Origin of the sequence: Nostoc sp. UIC 10630 (assembly GCF_010747425.1) — a bacterium.
Taxonomy (GTDB): Bacteria; Cyanobacteriota; Cyanobacteriia; order Cyanobacteriales; family Nostocaceae; genus Nostoc.
Map to the genome: position 1 here is coordinate 1 of NZ_JAAGOG010000084.1, position 24175 is coordinate 24175.

Genomic DNA, 24175 nt, shown 5'->3' on the forward strand with positions numbered 1-24175 from the left:
CATGGTTCACTCTTAGACCGATATTTACCTCAGTATTATCTCGTAGTCTTTTTCAAAAATCAAATATGATTCCTATAGTGTGGCAATGCTAAAATGATGCTTTAAAAATATCTAGAGAATTAAAGTTTAAAAGCATAATTCAACTTTTCTACTCTTCCTTATAAAAATGCAATAAATAAGGGAAGGCAATTTATTGCCTTCCCCAAAGTTAAATATTCACGACACTAATTATAAAGTGCGAACATTGAATTAGTTACTCAACATTTACCTACTATCAACGGCATATTCAATTAGTTGAGCAAGGCGGTGACGTAGGGTTTCTAATCCCAAGCGCTGACTCGCTGAAATAAATACCGCTAGGGGAAATTCTTCTCTAGCTAAAGCTAGTGTCTCACTATTGGCTTGATCGATCTTGTTAAAAATAACTAGCGCCGGGCCAGGAGTTATGGGCATTTGCGCTAAGATTTCTCTGACTGAGCGAATATGACGCAACCAAGCTGGGTGAGACAAATCCACCAAGTGCAGTAGGGCATCAGCTTCTGTTACTTCCTCCAAGGTGGCGCGGAAGGCATCCATTAATGATGCAGGCAGTTCGTGTATAAACCCTACCGTATCTGTAATTAGAATTTCCTGATGTTCATTGGTTTCGCCATAAGGAATCACCAGGCGGCGGGTGGTAGGATCGAGAGTGGCAAATAGTTGGTCGGCTGTATAAACTTCTGCATTTGTGAGAGCGTTCAACAGGGTAGACTTACCAGCATTGGTATATCCAACCAAAGCTACTGAGGGAATTTCTCGATGCTGCCTTCGTTGCCGTAACCGCGAACGATGGGCTTGCAACTGAGTTACTTCTTTTTGCAGTCGGGAAATACGCTGCCCAATGGCACGGCGTTCAGTTTCTAGTTTGGTTTCACCAGGGCCACGAGTCCCAATACCACCGCCTAATCTGGACATGGTGCGACCTCTACCAGCCAGTCGCGGTTGCATGTATTCTAACTGTGCTAGTTCTACTTGCAATTTACCGGCACGGGATTGAGCGCGTTGAGCAAAGATATCCAAAATTACTTCGGTGCGGTCAACCACCCGAATGCCAATTTGCAATTCTAAGTTGCGAACTTGGGAGGGGGAGAGGTCGCGGTCAAAGACGACAAGATTAACTCCTAGTGTTTGGGCAGTTAGGGCAATTTCTTGCACTTTACCTTCGCCAACTACTGTTTGGGGATGAACGCGCGATCGCTTTTGTTGTATTGTCTGTAATACATCTCCCCCGGCAGTATCAACTAAACGTGCCAATTCTGCTAGGGTGTCTTGGAATTGTAGGGGAGTTGTCTCACTGGTCATCAGCCCCACAATTAGCACGCGATCGTGGTCAGCATCTACTTCCTGGGCAATAAATTCTCGCTGGAATTCTGCTTCCAGATTTTCTACCAAGTCTACTAAATCCTGGTCTGCCAAATCATCCAAACCCATAGGTGGCGATATATTCCAACTTGGGGTTTGAATTTTGCTCTCTTCTACTTTGAAAGCAGCAGGACTAGTAATCAGGGTGCGAGACTCTTGGGGTATTAGATGAGCTAGATAAGCTTCTTTGACATATCCAGTTGCACCGCCTCCCCGCCGTGTAAATCCGGTTCCGGTAATGTTTAGGACAACTAGGGCATCTAAGCGTTGCAGGGCCATAGCCGTGAGTGCCGCTTCGTTGGGCGGTTCTGGCTTCAGATGGGTGGCAATACAACGAATACCACTGAGTCGTTCTGCACCGTAACGGGGCAATTCCATCGGTGGTATTTGCGTTTGACGCGGTGTGCCTACCCCGACGCGAATCACTTGTCCGCGACGGTTGATGTAGGCGCAAACAGGCTGATTGACTTCTGTGCTAATTGCTGCCAGACGCTGGGAAAACTCAGGCGTGGTGATGCGATCACCTGGTATACGCTGGTGATACAGCCGCTGTAGTTGTTTCAGCTGGCTGGACTTTAAACCTTGAAGATTTCCGTAGATAGTTTCTATAGGCGTTTATGACCAGTAAATGGCCCCCCAAATCCTTCTTATGTCTATTTTACAACAGGGTTTAGGCTGTTATCTATATCTTCTGAGGGATGCATTGGGAATTTATCGCCTATAGTCTTGATTTGAACCTATTTTGGTGGTATGGGTCTAGCAATGTTAAACCAATAACATAGCATTCCGCGATCGCTTCACTGCTGTTTGTAATTCTGCCGATAGCCAGCTATCAAATTGCGGATAAACTGGCGATCGCGGCACTAATTCCCACCCAGCAGGTTGTAAAATATTTCTCAAAGCCTGTTCCTGAATATGGGGATAATCAGGATTCACTTCATCTTTTGGCCCAATTCCGCCTAAATCTCGCGCACCAGCTTCGATACAAGCGAGTAACCAGAAGTTATCCTTAACTAAATTCGGCGGAATTTGAATAGTAATATCTGGCGATAAAATCTTACGTGCTTTAGCAATTACTTCTGGTAATTGATGGGGATTAAAAGGAGGTGCATCAAAAGTTTGCTGATTTCCTGGGCTATGAGGTTGCAGGATGACTTCTTGAATGTGATGGTAACGTTGGTGCAAGTTAGATATAGCTTCTAAAGTTTCCCACCAATCATCAGAGGTTTCTCCAATTCCTAACAGTAAGCCAGTTGTAAAGGGAATTTGCAACTCTCCCGCCCATTGTAATTGTTGTAAACGAACTTCTGGCAATTTACTCGGTGCGTGTCGATGTACACCATTTAATAATGTTGGCGTTAACTGTTCTAACATCAACCCCATCGAAACATTAACACGCTTGAGTTTTTGCATTTCATCAAAACTCAATGGACCTACATTGGTATGTGGTAAAAACTCCATTGAAAGTGCTAACTCGCACAAATCATAAATTCGCTTGAACCACGCCTCACGCCTTGACGAGTGGGGATGCACTTCACCACTGAGTATGAGGATTTCGCAGACTTTTTCGTTTTGAAGTGATTTTAAACTATTTTTTGCATCTGAAAGACTCATCCAGGGAATTTTACCAGGTTCACTACGAAAGTTGCAGTAACTACACCGATTAAAGCACTCGTAAGTGGGAACGATTGTATAAGCAGGGCTATAGGTGACAAGACGAGAATTATTAGTTGGCATAATTAGGATAATCTCAAAGAATGCCTTGTTTAAGCTATATGTAGCAATTCTATCTGAGTTGTGAGAATTACTTTTTTAATGAACCGCAGAGGTACAGATAACACAGAGATAAGAATCAATAGAAATTTAAAAAAATGATTTGGTAATGCTTTGGTAATGCTAGAGATTACCGTGTCATTCTTGTTGCCAAAATATTTAGATAAACAAGAACTATTTTGTTTTGTAAATTTCTGGTAACTGCCACCAAGGGACATGGGGATACTCGTGATGTTCCTCGTGGTAGCCAAAATGATAGCACGTGATAAATGACCACCAAATTGGACGGTTAATTGTTTGTGAATGATGAGGCTCAATATAACCTCCTATGGGTTCACTATGGGGTAGGAAAGTACCAAAATAAAATAATTGGAATGAACTTAAAAGCGAAGGAATCACCCAAAAGGAAGTTAAATTAGCAGTGGGTATATGGAGGACGTGATTATTAAAGTGATAGAGAATAGTCAAGGCAATGATTTGTCCCCAACTCCAGTAACCCTTCATAAAATGAAAATACCACGCAAAGAAATTTTTGTGTTTCCCATTATGAAAATCGGGGTCTATTTGGCTTGCAGGATTATGGTGATGTATCCAATGTTTTTTTAATAACTTTTTATAGGGTAAAAGACCATATAAAGATAAGGTTAATGTCCCAATAAAATGATTAATTTTGGTGTTTTGGGGAAAGACTACCCCATGCATAGCATCATGAGATGTAATAAATAATCCTGTATATAAGAATGTTTGCCAAAGTATACTAGGCAAGAGCATCCAAAATGTTAATTTGGAGATGTCAAGGGAAAGTAATAAACTCAGGCTAATGACCCATGTAGTAACAATAATCGTAGCAATGAAAAGTGCCTTGAACTGAAATTTATTTTTCCCTAATGTGGTCAATTTTGTTTGATGACTTGGTGGTTGCTCTAATTGAATCACGCTTTTACTCCGCCTAATATTCCGATGAAAATTCCTAAAATTATAGTCAATAGAAAAAGCACTAACTACCATCAAGAAAACTCTATTAGTGGTCAGTGTTTTAAATTGGACAGTGCGAATACTCTAATAATATGTACAAACATTAAGATACTTTAACTATTATTGCACAAGCAACTGCTATTCTAAAAACTGTTTTCCCTTAAAAGCTTGGGTGATATGAGCGAGGACAGTGTTCAACCTGGTATCTGCAATAACCAGGGTCTTTTCTTTGCTCCTTTATAATCAGTCTGTAACAAAAACAGTCAGATTAATGAGGGGTAGGGGAAATGAGTACTGATGCATACTGCACTCGGCTGTAGGTGTTCCCGAAGTAGGTAAGCTAGAAAACGAATAATACTTAGGTGGTCGTTCCAAATTTCAGGGTGAGGGGTCAGCACACGTTCAGCAGCATTGCAGTTTTTGCTATTGATACGAGGTTTTAGTTTTATCACTAAGATAAAGTGCAATTATTAAGTTACCTTAAGGAGCTAATTACATTCTTCATATTACTTAACTTATCTCTTTGACGCTATCTGTCTCTAGTTTCAAAGTAAATGCAACTCTAAAGAATGAGATTTTAAGGAGTTGAGAAAATATTTATCTAACAAAAGATCAATAATAGCTTTTATTAGCCTATCGCTCAGAGGTATTTTTACCAAACAACTGCTATTAAAAACTTGTAATCTCACTAAAAATCTATTTTGGATACAATCAAAAATCCAACGAAAGTTAGAAGGTTTTTGAAGTGTTATTATCCAGACTAATAAATAGTAAATAGGTTTTTTAAACTTAAAGTATGGCTCCTAGGGTACTAATTACAGGTGCTTCTGAAGGCATTGGCAAAGCAACGGCTCTTTTATTTGCGCGGCAAGGATATAACTTGGTACTTGCAGCTCGTCATGCTGACCGCTTGGAGGCTTTAGCGCAGGAAGTGCAAAGCATTGGCTATCCAGCACCATTAACGCTTACTTGCGATGTCACTGACTCATCTCAGGTAAACGCGTTAGTGCAAAAGGCATTAGAAAATTATGGCTATATCGACGTGCTGATAAACAATGCCGGCATCTTTGCATCGGGGCCAGTAGAGCAGTTTTCTCTTAGTGATTGGCATCAAATTATAGACACTAATTTATGGGGATATATCCACACTATTAATGCTCTTCTGCCTCATTTTCTCCAGCGTCGAAGTGGAACTATAGTTAATTTAAGTTCCATCGGTGGTAAGGTGCCAAGTGCTTATTTGGTTCCCTATTGTACTAGTAAGTTCGGCGTGACAGGGTTGACGGAATCGCTACAAATAGAACTACAGCCAAAAGGTATTCATGTTTGTGGGATTTATCCGAATTTAATTAAGAGTACTTTAATGGAACGGGCAGTTTTTCGAGGCAAGGATGAGCAAGATACTCATACTCGTCGTGGACAGCTTGAGAATGTGCTGAAAATCCGGTGGTGGAGAAGCCTGAAGATGTAGCAAATGCTATCTGGGATGCAGTCAAGAATAAGAAGTCAGAAGTGATGGTTGGTTCGGCGAATTTCTCACAAGCTTTGTATCGCTTGTTTCCTGGGTTGATAAAGTGGGTTTCGCGGCAAGGGTTGAAGAATCAAGATAATTGATTTTTGCTACCAAACAAAATATTTTCCTATCGTGACTCACATTCTCGTTTGGTTACATAATGGCGATAGCGAAACATTGCTTCTAGTTGCACTTGTACTAACCAACCACTAACAAATTCAACTGTTTCTCCACCAGGCATAGAGAAGGAAATAGCATCAGTCAGCCTAGTTTTGCCAGCTTCCGGTTCAAATTCATGTCGATGCACCCAAGACTCAAAGGGGCCAGATATTTGTTCGTCGGTAAACAGGCGATATTTATCGCATTCAGTATGACGCGCTAGCCAAGTTAATGGTAATGGGCCGAGAAACAGGCGAAATTCGGTGATAGCGCCCACGTTCAGCCCCCCCTCACGACGAACCACTTGGACTGGCTGCCAAGGTGGATTCAGTATTTGCAAAATATCTGGCCTTTCGTGAAATTTCCAAACTACTTCTGGTGAGGCATTAATTACTGAGGAATGTTTAAAGTGCAGCATGGAAAGAAAAACCTAAAATTCAACTTTCTGATTCTGTATCAATCTCGATATCTAGGGTATCTTCGTCAATCCGGACATACAAAATATTTGGGTTACAGCAAACTTGACAATCTTCTACATAAGATTGCTGCCCTCCAGCACTCAAATCAATAAAAGTTAAGTTCGGTTCGCCGCAATAGGCGCAGTAATACTCAGCTGTGTTTTGCATCAATTCATGGGTACTGGGTACTGGGTACTGGGTAATGGGTATTGGGTACTGGGTACTGGGTATTAACTTTTAATTCCTAGTTTCTATTCCCCAGTCCCCAGTCCCTAGTCCCTAATCCCCAATACTGGCTGTAATTCCTTTGGAGATGGGTTGATATAACTCTGAGCATCAGCCAAATGCTTTAGTAGTGTAGACTGTGGCAGAGGCCCTTGCAAGTGGTTCCAAGGTAATACTTGTTCTGTAGACCAATCAGCATGGACGTAGTAATCCAAATCGGGGATTTGTCCTTTTAGTTGTTTGAAAGCACGTTTGTAGCTACCCAAGGAGTCGCCAAAGTCACGAGTTAACTGAAGAAGTTGGGATAGTCTGCGATCGCCTCTCGATAACAAAGCTTGTATAATCGACCAATTATAGCTTTCTGGGCGAAACTCTATTCCCTGCGGTTTTAGCTGTTTTTGCAAAAACTGCAACCGCTTTTCTGCTTGACGATTTACCCCAAACCATTGAAATGGTGTGTGCGCTTTGGGTACAAAGGTGCTGCATCCAAATGTTAGGCGTAATCCTGGTGCAGCTTTCTTGATATTACGCATCATCGTCACCGTTTGCTCTAAATCCTCTGCTTCTTCACCAGGAATTCCTGCCATTCCGTAGAGTTTCAAGCTTTTTAATCCGCCAGTTTTGGCATTTATCGCAGCTTGGATAATTTCGTCGTTATGCAGCTTTTTGTTGACGATTTGCCGGATTTTCTCAGAACCACTTTCTACTGCAATGGTAAGCGATCGCGTGTCTCGTTTTGCCAAAGTTTCTGCTAACTGGACTGTTACAGTATTGGTTCGCACTGAGGCAATACTGAGACGGACATCATCATACTTTGGCTGACTTATATAATCTAGCAAAGCTTCAAACTCTGGATGCTGAGTTACAGAAGCCCCCAATAATCCTAGCCGATTTGTGACTTCTAAACCTTTTGCGATCGCAGGAATTAAAGAATCTTCCAGACTAGCTGTTCTAAAAGGCAGTGTGAGATAACTTGCCAAACAAAAGCGGCACATTTCTGGACAACTTCTCACCACTTCCACCATGTAAATATTTTCCCATGCGGCTTTTTCGGTGACTACAGTCGAAGCCGATAGAGTATTTCCCCGATAAGTCTGCTTTTGCACCACTGCGGGAATTTCTGGAGAAATTGGTTTAATTGACTTTATTGCACCATCTTTTGTGTGGTATTCGACTTCATACAAACTGGGAATATAAATTCCTGGGATTTGTGCAAGTCTTTTGAGTTGAGTTTGTCTAGAAGCATTTCTTACTTCTTTGTACGCCTCAATGAAATTTCCCAGTAAATTTTCGCCATCTCCCAGTAAAATTACATCAAAAAAGTCTGCAAAAGGTTCTGGGTTAGCTGTGAGAACGGGGCCACCACCAAAAATTATCGGATGAGAATCATCACGAGAAGTTGCTTGAATAGGAATTTCTAAAGATTCCAGCAAATTTAAAATATTCACATAATCCAATTCCCAGGAAATCGAAAATCCCACAATTTCTGGCGTTCTGGGGAGTTGTTCGTGAGTATCTGTAAACAGGCGACTCACCTGCACATCATCACGCATTGCCAAGGTTGCCCAAACTACCTGATAGCCAAGGCTAGTGATACCTACGCTATATTCATTGGGAAAGGCGAATATTATGGGAATAGCGTTGGTGTCTGGGGTGGTGGGGGTGAAAAGGAGGCGTTCAGAGTCAAATACAGATGAGGTCATGATAATTCGTAATTCGTAATTCGTAATTCGTAATTAATACAGTTAGAGTCAGATTATATACAGGCAGCATTAATTGTTTTTCTTCCTGCTATTCACAGAATATATCCTTTTTATCCTGTCAGAGGTTTTAGTTATGAGCAGGGTTATCTATATTTAATTTTAAGCCATAGAATTATCAAGTTAAAAAGCAATGTCACGCTATTAGCAAGAATAATTGGTAAAGATTGTAGATATATCCCATAAATTAACCACAAAAAAATACCAATTATGAATGTAATCAGCGTTAAGAAAGAAACATCTTTTGCTGATTTTGTTTGCCATGTTTTAAACATCTGTGGCAAAAAAGAGATTGTGGTTATTGTGGCAGCTGCTAATCCTAGAATTGTCAAAAAATCCATTGCGATACAAACCTATAAATTGAAGAATTCAGAAGTCAGAATGAAGACGCTTGATGACTCGCTTGCCGCCAGCGCTATCCACCAGTCGCACAAAATTCATTCTGTAGCTTGCTTCCCTGAAAGGGTATTCTGGCTCCTGACTCCTGAATTCTGTTTCGATAAAGTTTTTACTGATTGAAAAATTTAGAAGCTGCTTTTTGTAATTTTGTTGCATAGGTAATATAGGAATCCGATTTGATTTTTGTTCGCACAAGGTGGCTTACTTGCCTAGAAAGGCAAGAGGCAATAGGAAAGAGGAAAGAAGGGTCTTTGAGCTATACTGAATTTTTTCAAGAATCAAATATGAGTCCTATATCCTTTTCTTAGATAACCCTAGTGTATGATCGATAAGGTTATTCGGTTCTGGTGGGGAGCAGCTACCAGAGGTAACGGGGAAAGTTCGGTGCAAATCCGGCGCTGTCCCGCAACTGTAAACCAATTTGAGATGTAATCTAAATATCTCAAATTGAGTGAGTCAGGATGCCCGCCGAAATAGATTTACTAGTTCCACATATCTGCGAGGTACAGATGACTACTACTGTGAATATTTCCCCAGCGAATCCCTTGGGTGTTGCTGACCATACTTTATTTGTTTGCAAAACTTGTGCTAGCGTTTGGCAAGAGGGAAAACGCTTGGGTGAAAGTGGTGGTGAAAAACTTCTACACCAACTTCAGCAACTTGCACAAGATTGGGAGTTACGAGATGAATTCCCAATTCAAGAAGTTGAATGCATGAGTGCTTGTAATCGTTCCTGTGTGGTTGCTTTTGCTGCCAAAGGTAAATTAACATATTTGTTTGGTGATTTAGCCGTTGATGATAGTGCATCTGCGATACTAAAATGCGCTAGTCAATACTATGTCAAAGCAGATGGTTTGCTGCCTTGGTCGGAGCGTCCAGAAGCCCTGAAGAAGGGCATTTTAGCCAAAATTCCACCTTTATCTCACTAATGCGCGTTTTGATTCTGGGTGGTACAGGAGATGCCGCAGAACTAGCCGCTAGAGTCGCTACTATTCAAGGGTTAGATGTAATCACGTCTTTAGCAGGCCGCACCCGTGAACCATCAGTTCCCTTGGGCGATTTACGGGTTGGAGGCTTTGGTGGTGTGGCTGGATTGGCTAGCTATCTGCGAGTAATGCAAATTGACTTATTAATTGATGCAACCCATCCTTTTGCTAGTCAAATTTCTTTCAATGCGGCAGATGCTGCAAATGAAGTCAGAGTACCCCGTCTGATGTTAATACGCCCGCCTTGGGAAAAAGGAATTGGCGATCGCTGGATGGAAGTTGATAGCATTGAAGCCGCCGCCGCATCACTGCAAAACCAAGCACATCGGGTATTTTTGACGGTTGGCAGACAAGAACTCGCCGCCTTTGCTCATCTAAAGGAAATTTGGTTTTTGATGCGGATGATTGATCCTCCTGTTGATGATGCCTTAGTGCCACCGGGGATGGTATTGTGCGATCGCGGGCCTTTTACCCTCAATAATGAAAGGCAAATCCTGATTGATCACAAGATTGATACCATAGTGAGTAAAAATAGCGGTGGCGATGCCACAAAGCCCAAAATTATTGCAGCACGAGAACTGGGCATGAAGGTTGTGATGGTAAATCGTCCAGCCATACCGGCAGGAGAGCAAGTTAGTGATGTTGAAGGTGCTTTGGCATGGCTATTTGACAAATTGCAGAACTAGTGATAGTACAAATTTTCCATCTAAAACAAGAGAATTTGGTAGACGAAACGCGATCGCATCAATAAAAACCCACCCCAACGAGAGAAATTATTTATTTGGCATATTACAAAGGGAGCGATCGCCCTCTTCCACTGCGGTGTTAGTTTTCAAATAATCCTGCACCAGAGTGCAACCATAATTCAGTACATCTAGATTAAGAATTCGCGGCAAATTCCACAGAATGAGCGTGTTGTCATCACCCCCTGAAACAAGCAAAGTTCCATCAGGGCTGATCGCAACCACCCTAATCCCTGCGGTATGTCCGGTGAGGGTTGTTACTTCCGTACCATCTAGCTTCCAAAGTTTGATGCTGGCATCAACACTGCCAGAAGCAACAATTTTTCCATCAGGAGTAAATGCAATTCCCCAAATCCCAGCTTTATGACCTTTGAATGTATTCAATAACTTGCCGTCTAACGTCCACAACTTAACGGTGTTGTCGCCACTTCCACTAGCTAGCATTTTACTATCTTGGCTAAAAACAACTCTCCATACTGCCGCCGAGTGTCCTACAAGGGTTCTAAACAAATTGCCGTCAAGCGTCCACAACTTAGCAGTAGTGTCACTGCTAGCTGAACCAACGAGCCGACTGTCTGGACTAAATACGACGTGCCAAACTTCCGCCTGATGTCCTTTGAGTACCTGCAAAGTCGCGGTGCGATGGGCTACGCCCCGCCAGAGGCGATCGCGCCTCCATATCTGAATATTTTTGTCAACACCTGCCATTGCAATTGTTTGCCCGTCAGGACTCAACACCCCTGATGTCAATTTGCTGTAAACATTTTTGTAACTAGCAATTAAAGTGCCATCTTGCTTCTTGATTTTTACCGAATCATCGGAAGTGAAAAGCGCGATTAACTTGTCATCGCCACTGAATGAAACTTCGGAGACTTCGCCCTTGGTTTCAGTGATAGTTTTGAGCAATTTGCCTTGACGACTCCAAAATTTCACCATATTTTCGTGGCTGGTTGTAGCGATAGTTGAACTATCAGAGGCGATCGCTATTGACCAAATCCCGGACTTATGTGCAACGATAGACTTTTGAAATGGATTTTGACTTTGCCAGAGCCTGACAACGTTTTCTGCACCTGCCGAAGCAATAAAGCTACCATCTGGACTAAAAGTTACACCCCAAACTGATGCACTGTGCCCTCTAAGCGTCCTCAGTTCTGTACCATCAATATTCCAAAGTTGAATCGTTTTGTCGAGACTGGCACTGGCAATAGTCTGGCCATCGGGACTAAATGCTACTCCCGAAATTCCGGCATCATGCCCTTGCAGAGTTTTATCAAGGCGGTAGCTTTTACTTATGCTGTCTCGCCGCCAAAGTTTAACAGTTCTGTCTTCACTCGCTGAAGCAATAGTCTGTCCGTCAGGGCTGAAAGCTATTCCTACAACCCAAGCAGTGTGACCTTCGAGAGTTTGTACAGGCTTGGCGTTTTGCCAGCCTGAATCATCTCGTTTCCAGAGTTTTACTGTCCTGTCTAGACTGGCAGCAGCAATAGTCTGGCCATCAGGACTAAAAGTGACTCCCCAAAACGCACCTTTAGAACCTTGGAATGTCTTGAGCAAAGTACCATCTCGCTTCCAGAGTTTCACTGTTGCATCCCAACTAGCAGAGGCGAGGAACTGACCATCAGGACTAAATGCTACTCCCCAAACTGAAGCGGTGTGACCTTTAAAAGTTTTGAGCAGAGTACCATCTAGTTTCCAGAGTTTAATAGTGCCATCTTCACCCGCCGAGGCGAGGAACTGACCGTCAGAACTAAAATCTACTGCTCTAACTGCTCCCTTATGACCTTTGAGAGTTGCAACTTCCGTACCATCACGTCGCCAAAGCTTAACTGTATTGTCTATACTGGCTGAGGCAATTAAAGAACTATCAGGACTAACATCTACCGCCATAATACTTGCTGTATGATCGGAAAACCGATTGTATTCATCTGCTCCATAAACTGCTTGCCTGAGTGCGTTTTCAACTTGAGGTGCAAGATTTGAGTTAGTTGTTCCTAGCTTGTGCAGTCTGTCTTTGGCTTTGATTGCTTCTACAAGTGCATCTAACCTCCGTTGGGAAGCAAACAGTCCAGCAGAAGAAGATACAAGCGCTCGAATTTCGCTGCTCTTAGCTTGACTTTCGCTTTTTTTGGTTTGACGATACATAATGAAACTTCCCACCCCCAAAATGCTGGAGACGAGCAAACCAATACACACTGCAACTAGTAAAAACCTTTGAAATTTAGCAGTTTTTTGCTCCTGTGCTAGTCGTGCTTCTACCTCTTTCGCCCGTGCTGCCTCTAATGCTGTTTGCACTTCGCGCTGTTCGCATTCTTGACTTGCGGCTAAAAATTGATAATCCCAATTGCTTAGACTTTTGCCCTGTATCCAATTTTGAGTATCTTTGAGAGCCTGTCCTCGCAATAAACGCGATTCATCTTTATACCCTGATGCTACCCAAGCATTAAATGTCTGCGAATAAGGGCGGAGATTGTCTAATTGTTTTAACACCCATTCGGTATTGAAAACACTCCGATAGATGGGATTTTTAATTTTGAGATAGCCGTTGTGTTTCTCTACTAAACCAGATAACAAAAGCTCTGTTTGTTCTCGACTATCATCAATCGGAACAGGAAGATGAGGCAAAGTGAAAAACTCTTCTCCCCTACTCGATGACATTTCCTTCTGGGAGAAGCCTCCACTACTAAACTGCTCCTCTGCTTGCAACACCTTTTGATAAATACCCAACAACCGCCCTGCTCGTTGGTCGTTGAATAATAGGCGATCTCTTATAGTACGTAGATGTTCTGGTTCGTCTTGTGATTGCCAATTTTGAATAATATGCGTTTTCACTAATTGCTCAATCCAAAATGCTTCTGTACCTGGAATGAGGCTAATCATTCCTGTAGCATTTTCAGCAGCAATTTGAATAACTAAGTTACAAAGTTTTTGTGTGAGAAACGGTTGTCCCTCTGTCCAATGAATAATTTCTTGCAGTATTGCTTGTGGTTGACTGACTACTTCCTTTACTCCTTGAAGCAGAGGAGTAGCTTCATAGAGTTGAAAACCGTTTAACTCAATTGCTTTACCAAGGTTAAAGGGTGTGCGGCCTTTATCAGCGATGAGGTCGGAAGGACTTGCCACACCAAATAGTGCAAATCCCAAGCGATTAAAGTTTGAATTCTCTGGTCGCTGATTATAGCATTGACGAATCCAAGCAAAAAAGTCGTTAATTGGGAAACTTAAACTAAGTAGGCTATCAATCTCATCAATAAAGATGAAAATGCGTTCGGCTTTGGCGTTTGGTAGTAAAACTTCTTCAACAAAAGAGTGTAGTTTTTGTACTGAGGAAATACCTTTTTGCGTCTCCCACCAACGTTTAAAGTTGATCTGTTCTGCTAAATTTAAGCTGTAGAACAAGCTGATAATGATGCCTTTGTACCACTGTTCTGGCGTAGTATCCTCAATACCTAAGATGGTCATATCCAAATAAACACAGCTATAGCCTTCTTCTCTAAGACGATAACTGGTGCGCTGTAGTAAGGATGACTTACCCATCTGGCGAGAGTTGAAAACGTAACAAAAATCCCCAGCTTTCAGGCTAGTATAAAGTTTTTCGTCTGCGTCACGGATAACATACGTGGGATCGTCACTGCGGAGACTACCTCCTACTTGGTATCTCATACTGAAGTGTAATTATCAAATACAGAGTTTAAGAAAGTGGGCGGAAATAATTGTCGTTGAGATAAGGCAATAGATATAAGGGTTTTAGCCTAGTTCATTTTTTTACATAGTTTGATTTTATTGTGCCAACTTACTTACGTAAACAATAGCTGAAAAGAAAGACTTTCAGATAGGAACAATACCATACGAGAAGACGCTTTGCGTCTACATGAATTGTGCCTACATTTCGTGTATATCTTTGCCAGGTTAGGATTTTTTAGCAGTTTGATCGAGTATTACCATAAATGATAGTGATAGATGGCAACGTAGTGTGAGTTGGGAGGATATAAAAGCGTCTGTGATAACTCTACAAGACTCATGTGTAAGCTATCACTTACTAGGATAGAGGAATATAAGCAAGGTTTTCCAAATTCAATTAAATGGAAATTTGTTTTATTCTCTGCATAAATTAATTAAAATGGGATGAAAGATAATTAAGCTGCTCGTGGAAGATAAGCACTCCACAAAACAAAAAATTTATAAGCCTCATTATGATTATGGGGTACGAGGTAATTAAGTATGATTCATCACATATCTATTTCTGTTAAAAACCCCCAGCACGTTGCCGAGGTTTTAGCTGAAGTCTTGAATGGCCAAGCTTTTCCCTTTTTCCCTCACCCAGGCAGCTATATGGTTTTTCCACTTGACGAATATGGAACAGGGATTGAAGTTTACCCATTAAAAACTCAGCTAATGCCTGGTGAAGGTGATAACCAGTGTACATTTGCAGAAAATCCTACTTCTTCTGGGTTCACAGCTACTCATGCAGCAATTTCAGTTTCTTCTAGTCAAGAAAAAATTGAGTTGATTGGTAAACGTGAAGGTTGGAGAGTGTTACGTTGTAACCGCGATTCTTTTTTTGATGTTATTGAGTTCTGGTTGGAAAACACAGTCATGATAGAACTACTCACACCGGAAATGTCGGCTCAATATTTGGCAGTAACGCAGCCAGAAAATTTGAAGAAAGCTTTTAATTTATAACTCTGCTACTGCTAATTTAACAAAACTATTAACTAATTTAAAATTGTTCGCGCAGCCTCTTTTAGAATTGAAGAGAGTTTCAGACTCTTATTTCGGGACATTCCAACAAAAAAATATCTCATTGTAGGGGCAATTGGGCAATTGACGTAAAGCGGCTACTCTACAAGTTCTCCAACGGAGTAGCCGGAGGGTATTCTACCTATGTAAATAAGGAATAATTGACGAGTACATTCTCTGTAGAGACGCGATAAATCGCGTCTCTACATGAGGGCTTTCTGGCTTATCCCAAAGTCACAGCAAAACACTTTTCAAACAACCTCTAAAGGTCGGTCATCAAGATATTTGCGACAAGAATTTCCAGAGTTAATGAAGCTTCCTAGTCTGTGGACACATTTATATATGTTTGACACTACTGGAATTGTTAGCACTCAGAAAGTCCTACAGTACATCAATGATCCACATCACGGCTGAATAAATTCAGCTTGTTCGCGGCAGTTGAGCGTAGTCGAAACTTATATCCCCCGGCTGTTCGCGCAGCGTCTCCCCTTGGGAGAAGCGCGGGGGCTTTACGCTTCACTACTCGTAATTTTTTGGGTTTTTACTTGAGTGAATAGCTTTATTCAAATCTTGGAGCAAGTCTTCTTCCGCATCCCGCTCTTGCTTGAGTTCTCTAATCATTTCCTGACTAGAACCAATTAACAAACCAGCAACTGCACCGACAAGAACGTATTTTTGCTCCAAATCTTGATACATTTGACTCGTGTAGGGGCAAGGAAGTAAATTAGCAGCAATAAAACCAATTCCTGCACCCAAAAATACCGTCACAAAGCCAGAGAACGCGATCAGTTTAGCATTCATTTGCTTTGCTCCAATGCTTATAACTTTGCTAAATTACTAGGAGATACTCTACATTGTCTCCGCAGTTGCCAAAGTTGCTACTTAATCTTTACCTCTTGTAATAGTAGACAGAGTGGGGGGATGAGCTTTCAAGGGCAGGTTTTTAGAAAAGGGTAAAAGATAGAATAAAACATCGTGACATAAAGCAGGTCATGAACGAGTATTCAGGTTTAAACAGCTGGATAGTGATCGTTAGCGCAAAGCTACCACACTTAAGTCAGCCACAGGCGAAGGTACTGGCAATGTGGAGTAATGGATCTGGGAATGATGACGAAGCAGCAAATCATGTGGCACATAATTTACCGCCTGCTCTCCAACCCACACGCCTTCTGAGTTGTTTCCGTCGTGGTTTCATCAAAGTTATCGTTGCTTTGTTATTGGGTCAGCCTCTCCCTTTTGGTCACTTTTTCCCTCAACCTTGGACTACTAATCTCTACTTCTCTTCTGCCTAAAAAATAAAAACCTGCCCTTGAAAGCCTGCCCCCTTCCCCCTACCTCAAAATTAAGAAGCTGGCTTTTTCAGTCAGGATTCGCTAAACTCACGCATATTAAATTTGCAATTAAATACTTTCAATTAGCAACGCCAGAAGACTAGGGTACAGATGTGGGAAACAAAATTCAATTCATAGATAGGCTGCGATTGGGTTTCGCAGTGTCAGTGGCAAAAAGTGTGACGTTTATAGTGCGATCGCTCCGTCTGGGTGCTGCTAGTGTATTACCAGGCTCGATTGCTCGTCGCATTGAACCCCGACTTTTACAATTATTGAGTCAGCAAGTTAAAAATGGAGTGATTTTAATTGCTGGTACTAACGGCAAAACCACTACAGCCCTGCTTTTATGCACAATCCTAGAGCGCAAGGGTTTTCGCGTCACTCATAATTCTACAGGTGCAAATCTAGAAAATGGCTTGATGACGGCGCTGTTAGAAAGCACCAACTTACTAGGCACGCTAAATACTGATTACGCCATTTTGGAAGTGGATGAAAATATTGTACCAAGAGTATTAAAGCCACTCCAGCCGCGAATTATTCTCTGTTTAAACTTGTTCCGCGACCAGCTTGATAGGTACGGCGAAGTAGATACAATTAGTAAACGTTGGACAAAAGTTATTTCTACCCTACCAACAGAAACGGTGGTAATTCCTAATGCTGATGACCCAACTTTATCTAACCTTGGTCAGCAGTTACCGCAACGAGTGTTATTCTTTGGCTTAAATGAACCAGAACACTATCTAGAAGCTATTCCTCACGCTGTTGATTCTATCTATTGCCCCAAATGTGGACATTCTCTAGATTACAAGGGTGTCTATTTGTCTCATTTGGGAGATTTCACTTGTCCCAAGTGTGGTTTCACTAAAAGTAAACCGACTCTAGAAAGTAGTGAATGGTCACAAATTCTGGTTGGTTTGTACAACAAATATAATACTTTAGCTGCTGCTACTGCGGCTATTGAGCTAGGAGTTGATGAAGTAACGATCAGAGACACTATTAACAACTTCCAAGCTGCCTTTGGTCGTGCAGAAGATTTAGTAATTAACGGTAAACGAGTGCGAATATTGTTATCAAAAAATCCCGTAGGGACGAATGAAACCATTCGCGTAGTAACTCAAAGCACAGATAAAACTACACTGCTGGTATTGAACGATCGCACACCCGATGGCACTGATGTATCCTGGATTTGGGACGTAGATACCGAGAAATTAGTTGAACGCGGCGGGACTTTAGTAGTGAGTGGCGATCGCGTCTACGATATGGCACTACGTCTACGTTACAGCCAAAAGTCCCTTGAGAGTAACTTAAATTTAATTGTGGAAGAAGATTTGCGACAAGCGATCGCAACTGCATTAGAGCATACACCAGAGAATGAAACTCTGCATATTCTCCCCACCTACTCAGCCATGCTAGAAGTGCGAGAAGTTCTTACTGGGCGAAAAATTCTTTAAATTTGTCATTTGTCATTCGTCATTCGTCAGTAGTTATTCTCGTCCCAATTCCCCATTCCCAATTCCCAATTCCCCTTTCCCAAAATTTATGAGTTCTCAAAATTTGGAATTAACAATAGGTTGGCTTTATCCGACGCTGATGAGTACCTATGGCGATCGCGGTAATGTAATTACTATAGAACGTCGCGCCGAGTGGCGGGGATACGATGTTAAAGTATTACCTCTAGATCAAAATGCCACAGCCGCAGATATTAAAACTGTAGATGTCATAGTTGGTGGTGGCGCACAAGATCGTCAGCAAGAAATTGTCATGCGTGATTTGCAAGGTGCGAAAGCTGATGCAATGCGCGAAAAAATCGAAAATGGAACACCGGGAGTATTTACCTGTGGTTCCCCCCAATTACTGGGACATTATTATGAACCAGGCTTAGGACAACGGATTGATGGTTTGGGAATACTCGATTTAGTCTCGGTTCATCCTGGTGAAAATACTAAGCGCTGTATTGGTAACTTGGTAATTGAAGTGACAGCTTCGCGCCTAGCGCAAGATTTAAAAGAGATGACTGGTACTACACCGTATTTGGTAGGCTTTGAAAATCACGGCGGACGTACCAAACTGGGAAAAGTGGAAGCTTTAGGGCGCGTGGTGTACGGTTTGGGAAATAATGGTGAAGATGGGACAGAAGGAGCATTTTATCAGAATGCGATCGCTACTTATTCCCACGGCCCTTTGTTACCGAAAAATCCCTTTGTCGCCGATTGGTTAATTCAAACAGCATTGCGGCTAAAGTATCAGCAGGAAATTACCTTAAAACCTTTTGACGATAGCCTCGCTGCACAAGCAAGAGAAGCGATGTTTAAGCGGTTGAAAGTCAGTTTACCGGGTGCTGCGGCAGCGAAAGTTTAACCTCAGTTCGCTGATTAAGCCTCTCTCCGTGTCGGGGCAGGGTGTACACACAAGTCCTTCTCACCCCCTCTAACCCTCCCCTTGTAAAGTCTACGGTGTACACACATCTCTATACAAAACCAAAATTGTGTAGATCCTCCTAAATACTCCTTAAAAAGGAGGACTTTGAGAGGTTTTTGCCCCCCTTTTTAAGGGGGGTTGGGGGGATCAAAAGGCTCTGGGGCAACTCTAGAAGACTTGTGTGTACACCGTAGCCTTGTAAAGTGGAGGGTTAGGGTGGGGTAAAACGCTTGTAGGATAAGCGTTAGAACTTAAGTTGAATTTACGATCGCAGGATAATCAGGAAAACTCCGTCGCCGAGTATTTGAACCGGATGAATCCACCTTTGAACTCCGTTCACGAGTATTAAAGGCTCATTCATAAGCCTTTAATACTCGTAAACCATTATAAAAATTCATCAAATAAGGCAAAAGTAAAAAGCAAAAGAAATATTAAATTCATCTTGAATTTTTACTTTTTAATTTTTAATTCTTCAAGTGCGTCCGGTGAGGTTGGCAACTACAACTGCTAACTCGGCGGGATTTACTGGCTTGGGGACGTGGAGTTGAAAGCCTGCTAACAACGCTTGCGTGCGATCTTCTGCCCTAGCATAGGCTGTCAGCGCTACTGCTGGAATCCGCCCTCCTTGATCTGTTGGTAGCGCCCTCACTTGACGAATTAGTGCGTAGCCATCTTGTTGTGGCATACCGATATCGCTCACCATTATATGGGGGTGAAATTGTTGCAAAGCAAGCAGAGCTTCACAAGCAGATGCTGCTGCTATGACTTGCGCCCCATACAGTCCCAGAATGGTGGTGAGTAAATGACGCGCGTCTGCTTCATCATCGACAATTAGCACTCGCAAGTCATCTAATCTTGGCAGGTAATTATTAGCCTCTGGGACATCCACCAGAGATGAAGGCTGCTCTGCTGTATTAGCCTCTACATAAACGGCTTTCATCGGCAGATTGACAATGAATGTCGCTCCCTGTCCAATTCCTAGACTTTCGACAGAGACTGTGCCACCGTGTAATTCTACCAAGTGACGGACGATCGCTAACCCTAATCCTAGTCCGCCATGCGATCGCGTGCTGGAACTGTCAGCTTGACAAAAGCGTTCAAATACATGGGGGAGGAATTCGGCAGCAATTCCCGCTCCCGTATCGCTTACCCGAATTTGCACGGAAGATTCGATCCGCTCTAATTGCACATCAACTCTTCCACCCTTGGGTGTAAACTTGACGGCGTTGGAGAGCAAGTTCCACACAACCTGTTGCAAGCGGTTGGTATCACCCACAACTACCCCAACTTCAGGATCGAATCTACACTTGATGTTAATCTCTTTAGCCTCAGCTGCTGGGCGCACAGTATCGATTGCCGCCTCTACAAGTGGTACAAGTTTTATCCGATGGATACTGAGATGAAGTGTGCCTCTAATAATCCGTGACACATCTAGGACATCTTCGATTAGTTGCGTCAGGGATTTAGTGTTACGCTCAATTGTTTCTAGCGCCCGCGCAGTAGTAGCCTCATCAAACTTGCGATTTCTCAGTAGCTGCGTCCAACCCAATATGGCGTTTAAGGGTGTGCGGAGTTCGTGGGAGAGGGTGGCGAGAAACTCATCCTTCATCCGATTTGCTGCTTCTGCATCGGCGCGTGCTGCTTTTTCGCGCTCAAGCAGTTGTTCGCGTTCTTGCTCTGCTTGCTTGCGATCGGTAATATCGAGCATAAACCCATGTAGTAGCTGTGGCCCATTCTCATCCCGCACAACATTAACAATGTCATACAGCCACACAACTCTGCCATCAGCAGCCAACATTCTGTATTCAAATTCGTAATTATTTAGTGACAGCGAAGATTCTTGGCAATACTGAATAGCCCACTCGCAATCTTCTGGATGCATGTGTTTTTGCCAGAAATCATCGATGTACCAGTCTGATAATGGATAGCCAAGAATCTCAACGGTTTGCGGCCCTACATAAGTAAAATTTCCAGTAGTGGCATTCACCTCCCAAGGAATTATGCGGACTTTTTCGGTGAGCGTCTTTAACCGTTTCTCGCTCTGTTTTAGAGCGAATTCTGCTAACTTGTGAAGTGTAATATCTGTGATTAGGGCAACAAATCCTTCAACTTTTCCTTGCTCACTAAACTGGGGAACGTAACTTACATTTATGTAATGGTTTGTGCCATCTTTATGAGGTAATTGGGTTTCATAAGTGACTTCCTCTCCAGAAAGTACTGCTTCTACATAAGGAAGAATTGACTGATAAACCGACTCTCCCAGAATTTCTCTAATGTGTTTACCATAAATTTCGGAAGCGGGAAGCCCAAACCAGTCTTCATATCCCTTGTTATTAAAGCGATAACGCTGCTGGGAATCAACATAAGAAATCTGGACGGGCACAGCATTTGTAATTAGCCGCAGTTGATCTTCTCGTTGATGTAGTGCTGCTTCTGCTCGTTTGCGTTCTGTGATATCGCGTTGAGTTCCCCACGCTCTGACTAAAAACCCATTTTCGACAATTCCCACTAGATTATTCAAAAAATATTTGGAATTACCTTGCTTATCTATTTCGTGAGACTCTGCATCGATTAATCGGTAGTTAGAACGGATAAAATTACGCAGGTATGCAATATTATGTGGATCGGAGGCAATGAGAAAATCTCCTAGTCTGGCGTTGATAATTTCTTCGGCACGAGAACAGCCATACATCTGTGCAATCACATTGTTGCATTCGGCTAAGTAAACATATTGGTAAAAATGTTGAATTTGTTCATCTTCTGGACAGTCCACCGAAATTGGTACTTCTAGTTCAATGCACCAAATACCTTCTGAACTCTGCTCTAAAAAAGCGCGGTAGCGTTCTTCGCTTTGGCATAGGGCAAGCTCTACCTGTTTGCGTTCGCTTAAATCAAGGACAAAAGAGATAATATCGTTAGAATTATTTTCTAACAAAGTAGAACCTAACAGGATGGGAACGCGAGTGTTATCTTTGCGGATGTATTCATTCTCAAAAGGCTGACATACTCCTTTGGCTTTGAGTTCTGCGATCGCACTGTTGTTTGTTTCAATATATTTTGGTGAGATCATGTCGCGCCATCGAACCCGCCCAGCAAGTAAATCTTCTTGCGAATAACCTACCATTCGTAAAAAAGCATCATTAGCTTCTGCGATCGCCCCATCCATATTGGCTACAATTACCCCAATAATGTTGGACTCTACCAACCTTCTAAACTTTGCCTCGCTCACTTTTAACTTCTGCAAACTCATTTGAAGATGTTGTTTGGCAGTGCGTAACTCTGAGTTTAGCAAGGTGATGAATGTTGTCACCAGGACAAACAAGCCTAACCGTCTTATGTTATCTAGACTCGCAACCGAGAGCGAAAACACTGGCTCTAAGAAAAAATAGCTAACAGTTAAAGTAGACAAAGCAGTAGCCAGCAATCCTGCTTCCATACCACCATACCAAGCACTAACCGCTACGGCAGCAAAAAACAGCAGGAAAATAGTTGGTTTCAGTAGTGGCTGTAGCAATAGTGTTAGTAGCAATGCGCTACCAACAGCCAATAGTGCAACAGCATAGGGCGCTAGAAGGGAACGTGTTCCTTTCAATGTGGCTTCTCCTTTTATGCAGCTAGCTAAAGGATTATTCCCAAAATCAGCTAGAGAATGCGATGCGTTAGCCAGTCTGCGTTCGCTTCTAGCGTCTCGTAGAGAGCGTCACAGCCCGTCGTAGACATCGCTCAATATTTATTATGCATCGAAATAATACACATTAAAGCAGTTATTTGCTGTGAATCTATCTAAGGGATTAAAGCTTAGTTTTAGCAGAGGTTAAATAGCTAAGATTTATCGCTCTAATTATATATTTTATATTTCTCTATATCCGTCAAATAGCATAGCTGTAATTAATTTTTAAAATTAACTTCTTTTAGGATATAAGTCATCATTTCTCCTTTGCCTTTAACCTGAATTAAACCTCGTTTATCGAATAAGTATTTATCTTTTAAAAGCTGATAAGTTGCTTCACAGACCTGGATACTACCGGCTATTCCATGTGATTCCATTCTACTAGCAGTATTTACTGTATCTCCCCAGAGATCGTAAGCAAACTTTTTCAGACCAATCACTCCCGCTACAACTGATCCTGTACTAATGCCAATACGGATGCTAAATAATTGATTATTTTCTGCATTAAAGATAGCTATAGAATTTTGCATATCCAACGCCATATTAGCTATTGCTGAAGCATGATCGTTAGACTGATTTGGCAATCCGGCAACAGCCATATATGCGTCGCCAATAGTCTTGATTTTCTCTACTCCGTGAAGTTCTGCTAATTGGTCAAACAAACAGAATATTGTATTTAATAACTCAACTAATTCCGTAGGAGATGTACGAGCTGAAAGCTCTGTAAAACCAACAATATCGGCAAATAATACCGTAACTTCCATAAAACTATCAGCAATAGTTGTAGGCTGTTGTTTTAATTGTTCTGCAATCATCCCTGGCAAAATATTTAGTAGCAGCCGTTCCGATTTTTGCTGCGCCAGTTCCATTGCTTTACGCGCATAAAATTCTTTTTTTCGCAAGCGTTCGTATAAAAATACAGAAAATACACAAATTATGCAAGTCCAAAAAAAGTATAATCCTTGTTCAGCATAAAAAGCTGATGGATTCTTCAATATAGGATTATATAAGAAATATAATGTTAAATAGCAAATTATTGTTCCAAATTGAGATATTAAATGCATCCACCATTGAACTGGTATAATTGTAGCCTGAGTGAGAAACATCAGAGTCCAAATATTGCTTCTAGGTTCCAGATTATTAAACAATAAAGCTATATCAATTTGGACAACACAAGTTACAGCCCAGCATAAACTCAAAAAAATTAAATCAGGATGGCGACGACCGATAGGAGTTTTACATAAACCCCAACAAATAAGAGTGAATAATTCTACGACAATCCCAATTTTAAAGGCGTATATCTTGGCTTCTAGATATGAATTTTCCCAAAGGGAAAAAGCGATTAAAGTCAAGCCAACTACTAGCATAATTTGCGCCTGCAATTGTAGCCGTTTCAGTAGAAAGCTCTGTCGCTGTTCTTTGTAGGATTCGGCAAGGTTATTGTTGGTTTGCCGATTGGACATTCCGTGACTAATGAGCGCATCTAGTTGGGTTTTATCTGAGTTACTTGGATGAATCATGCACTTTTTGCGTTATTAGTAATCAATAGACTAGGGAATGGGGCATGGCGAATGGAAAATTACCAACCAATGCCCAATCCCCCATACCCAATCCCCAATTCCCAATT

At 41.9% G+C, this 24175-nt stretch carries 19 protein-coding genes, 1 pseudogene and 1 riboswitch; of the genes and pseudogenes, 9 read left to right on the forward strand and 11 right to left on the reverse strand.

Going from position 1 to position 24175, the window contains the following annotated elements:
• Positions 1-264: 264 nt before the first annotated feature.
• The 3 genes from hflX to crtW all read right to left on the reverse strand — a co-directional run bounded on the left by hflX (position 265) and on the right by crtW (position 4110).
• Positions 265-2010, reverse strand: coding sequence for a GTPase HflX (hflX, locus tag G1O98_RS19525; protein ID WP_163930789.1), 1746 nt, complete (start codon positions 2008-2010; stop codon positions 265-267).
• Positions 2011-2166: 156 nt separating this feature from the next.
• On the reverse strand, positions 2167-3138 hold the full coding sequence (cofG, locus tag G1O98_RS19530) for a 7,8-didemethyl-8-hydroxy-5-deazariboflavin synthase subunit CofG (RefSeq protein ID WP_163930741.1): 972 nt from the start codon (positions 3136-3138) through the stop codon (positions 2167-2169).
• Between the two features lie 210 nt (positions 3139-3348).
• Complete coding sequence (crtW, locus tag G1O98_RS19535) at positions 3349-4110, reverse strand: beta-carotene ketolase CrtW (protein WP_163930744.1); 762 nt, start codon at positions 4108-4110, stop codon at positions 3349-3351.
• Positions 4111-4945: 835 nt separating this feature from the next.
• On the opposite strand from crtW, the pseudogene G1O98_RS19540 reads away from it, so the two are divergent.
• Positions 4946-5763: pseudogene (locus tag G1O98_RS19540) on the forward strand (SDR family oxidoreductase).
• A gap of 26 nt (positions 5764-5789) precedes the next feature.
• Here G1O98_RS19540 and G1O98_RS19545 read toward each other — a convergent pair.
• The 4 genes from G1O98_RS19545 to G1O98_RS19560 all read right to left on the reverse strand — a co-directional run bounded on the left by G1O98_RS19545 (position 5790) and on the right by G1O98_RS19560 (position 8548).
• Positions 5790-6239 (reverse strand): SRPBCC family protein, encoded by a 450-nt coding sequence (locus G1O98_RS19545; protein WP_163930746.1) that lies wholly within the window; start codon positions 6237-6239, stop codon positions 5790-5792.
• Between the two features lie 19 nt (positions 6240-6258).
• On the reverse strand, positions 6259-6447 hold the full coding sequence (locus tag G1O98_RS19550) for a CPXCG motif-containing cysteine-rich protein (protein WP_163930749.1): 189 nt from the start codon (positions 6445-6447) through the stop codon (positions 6259-6261).
• Positions 6448-6551: 104 nt separating this feature from the next.
• Entirely contained in the window at positions 6552-8207 is a 1656-nt protein-coding gene (locus tag G1O98_RS19555; protein WP_163930751.1) for a radical SAM protein, read from the reverse strand.
• Between the two features lie 143 nt (positions 8208-8350).
• Positions 8351-8548 carry a SemiSWEET transporter gene (locus G1O98_RS19560; protein WP_228058493.1) on the reverse strand — a complete coding sequence of 66 codons (198 nt, stop codon included), beginning with the start codon at positions 8546-8548 and terminating at the stop codon, positions 8351-8353.
• Here G1O98_RS19560 and G1O98_RS40075 point away from each other — a divergent pair.
• The 3 genes from G1O98_RS40075 to G1O98_RS19570 all read left to right on the forward strand — a co-directional run bounded on the left by G1O98_RS40075 (position 8475) and on the right by G1O98_RS19570 (position 10335).
• Positions 8475-8783 (forward strand): hypothetical protein, encoded by a 309-nt coding sequence (locus G1O98_RS40075; RefSeq protein WP_228058494.1) that lies wholly within the window; start codon positions 8475-8477, stop codon positions 8781-8783. The genes G1O98_RS19560 and G1O98_RS40075 overlap by 74 nt on opposite strands.
• 202 nt (positions 8784-8985) lie before the next feature.
• Positions 8986-9151: riboswitch (cobalamin riboswitch) on the forward strand.
• A gap of 21 nt (positions 9152-9172) precedes the next feature.
• The gene (locus tag G1O98_RS19565; RefSeq protein WP_163930792.1) at positions 9173-9592 is read left to right on the forward strand and encodes a DUF1636 family protein; all 420 of its coding nucleotides are present in this window, start codon (positions 9173-9175) and stop codon (positions 9590-9592) included.
• Positions 9592-10335 carry a cobalt-precorrin-6A reductase gene (locus tag G1O98_RS19570; RefSeq protein WP_163930755.1) on the forward strand — a complete coding sequence of 248 codons (744 nt, stop codon included), beginning with the start codon at positions 9592-9594 and terminating at the stop codon, positions 10333-10335. Before G1O98_RS19565 ends, G1O98_RS19570 begins: the two co-directional genes overlap by 1 nt.
• An 87-nt stretch (positions 10336-10422) precedes the next feature.
• Here the strand turns inward: G1O98_RS19570 and G1O98_RS19575 are convergent, their stop codons facing one another.
• Positions 10423-14052, reverse strand: coding sequence for an AAA-like domain-containing protein (locus tag G1O98_RS19575; protein WP_163930757.1), 3630 nt, complete (start codon positions 14050-14052; stop codon positions 10423-10425).
• 558 nt (positions 14053-14610) lie between these two features.
• Between G1O98_RS19575 and G1O98_RS19580 the strand changes: the two genes are divergently transcribed.
• Together G1O98_RS19580 and G1O98_RS19585 are read left to right on the forward strand one after the other, a co-directional pair.
• Complete coding sequence (locus G1O98_RS19580) at positions 14611-15072, forward strand: hypothetical protein (RefSeq protein WP_163930760.1); 462 nt, start codon at positions 14611-14613, stop codon at positions 15070-15072.
• 264 nt (positions 15073-15336) lie between these two features.
• On the forward strand, positions 15337-15543 hold the full coding sequence (locus G1O98_RS19585; protein WP_275941787.1) for a transposase: 207 nt from the start codon (positions 15337-15339) through the stop codon (positions 15541-15543).
• Between the two features lie 105 nt (positions 15544-15648).
• On the opposite strand, the gene G1O98_RS19590 is transcribed toward G1O98_RS19585, so the two are convergent.
• Complete coding sequence (locus G1O98_RS19590) at positions 15649-15930, reverse strand: hypothetical protein (RefSeq protein ID WP_163930762.1); 282 nt, start codon at positions 15928-15930, stop codon at positions 15649-15651.
• Positions 15931-16121: 191 nt separating this feature from the next.
• On the opposite strand from G1O98_RS19590, the gene G1O98_RS19595 reads away from it, so the two are divergent.
• The 3 genes from G1O98_RS19595 (at position 16122) to G1O98_RS19605 (ending at position 18818) form a co-directional block, all read left to right on the forward strand.
• Positions 16122-16421, forward strand: coding sequence for a hypothetical protein (locus tag G1O98_RS19595; protein WP_163930764.1), 300 nt, complete (start codon positions 16122-16124; stop codon positions 16419-16421).
• A gap of 152 nt (positions 16422-16573) precedes the next feature.
• Entirely contained in the window at positions 16574-17911 is a 1338-nt protein-coding gene (locus G1O98_RS19600) for a Mur ligase family protein (RefSeq protein ID WP_163930766.1), read from the forward strand.
• An 88-nt stretch (positions 17912-17999) separates the two neighbouring features.
• Entirely contained in the window at positions 18000-18818 is an 819-nt protein-coding gene (locus tag G1O98_RS19605; RefSeq protein WP_163930768.1) for a type 1 glutamine amidotransferase, read from the forward strand.
• Positions 18819-19350: 532 nt separating this feature from the next.
• On the opposite strand, the gene G1O98_RS19610 is transcribed toward G1O98_RS19605, so the two are convergent.
• Positions 19351-22470 (reverse strand): PAS domain S-box protein, encoded by a 3120-nt coding sequence (locus G1O98_RS19610; protein WP_163930771.1) that lies wholly within the window; start codon positions 22468-22470, stop codon positions 19351-19353.
• Between the two features lie 296 nt (positions 22471-22766).
• Positions 22767-24068, reverse strand: a complete 1302-nt coding sequence (locus G1O98_RS19615; RefSeq protein WP_163930773.1) for an adenylate/guanylate cyclase domain-containing protein — start codon at positions 24066-24068, stop codon at positions 22767-22769.
• Positions 24069-24175 lie beyond the last annotated feature (107 nt).

What these genes read in the sequence shown, in the direction of transcription:
- G1O98_RS19575 (WP_163930757.1), bottom strand. Translation starts at nt 14,052, where the DNA reads ATGAGATACCAAGTAGGAGGTAGTCTCCGCAGTGACGATCCCACGTAT.
- G1O98_RS19545 (WP_163930746.1), bottom strand. Translation starts at nt 6,239, where the DNA reads ATGCTGCACTTTAAACATTCCTCAGTAATTAATGCCTCACCAGAAGTA.
- G1O98_RS40075 (WP_228058494.1), top strand. Translation starts at nt 8,475, where the DNA reads ATGAATGTAATCAGCGTTAAGAAAGAAACATCTTTTGCTGATTTTGTT.
- G1O98_RS19565 (WP_163930792.1), top strand. Translation starts at nt 9,173, where the DNA reads ATGACTACTACTGTGAATATTTCCCCAGCGAATCCCTTGGGTGTTGCT.
- G1O98_RS19580 (WP_163930760.1), top strand. Translation starts at nt 14,611, where the DNA reads ATGATTCATCACATATCTATTTCTGTTAAAAACCCCCAGCACGTTGCC.
- G1O98_RS19570 (WP_163930755.1), top strand. Translation starts at nt 9,592, where the DNA reads ATGCGCGTTTTGATTCTGGGTGGTACAGGAGATGCCGCAGAACTAGCC.
- G1O98_RS19605 (WP_163930768.1), top strand. Translation starts at nt 18,000, where the DNA reads ATGAGTTCTCAAAATTTGGAATTAACAATAGGTTGGCTTTATCCGACG.
- G1O98_RS19595 (WP_163930764.1), top strand. Translation starts at nt 16,122, where the DNA reads ATGAACGAGTATTCAGGTTTAAACAGCTGGATAGTGATCGTTAGCGCA.
- G1O98_RS19615 (WP_163930773.1), bottom strand. Translation starts at nt 24,068, where the DNA reads ATGATTCATCCAAGTAACTCAGATAAAACCCAACTAGATGCGCTCATT.
- G1O98_RS19555 (WP_163930751.1), bottom strand. Translation starts at nt 8,207, where the DNA reads ATGACCTCATCTGTATTTGACTCTGAACGCCTCCTTTTCACCCCCACC.
- cofG (WP_163930741.1), bottom strand. Translation starts at nt 3,138, where the DNA reads ATGCCAACTAATAATTCTCGTCTTGTCACCTATAGCCCTGCTTATACA.
- G1O98_RS19550 (WP_163930749.1), bottom strand. Translation starts at nt 6,447, where the DNA reads ATGCAAAACACAGCTGAGTATTACTGCGCCTATTGCGGCGAACCGAAC.
- G1O98_RS19585 (WP_275941787.1), top strand. Translation starts at nt 15,337, where the DNA reads ATGAGGGCTTTCTGGCTTATCCCAAAGTCACAGCAAAACACTTTTCAA.
- G1O98_RS19590 (WP_163930762.1), bottom strand. Translation starts at nt 15,930, where the DNA reads ATGAATGCTAAACTGATCGCGTTCTCTGGCTTTGTGACGGTATTTTTG.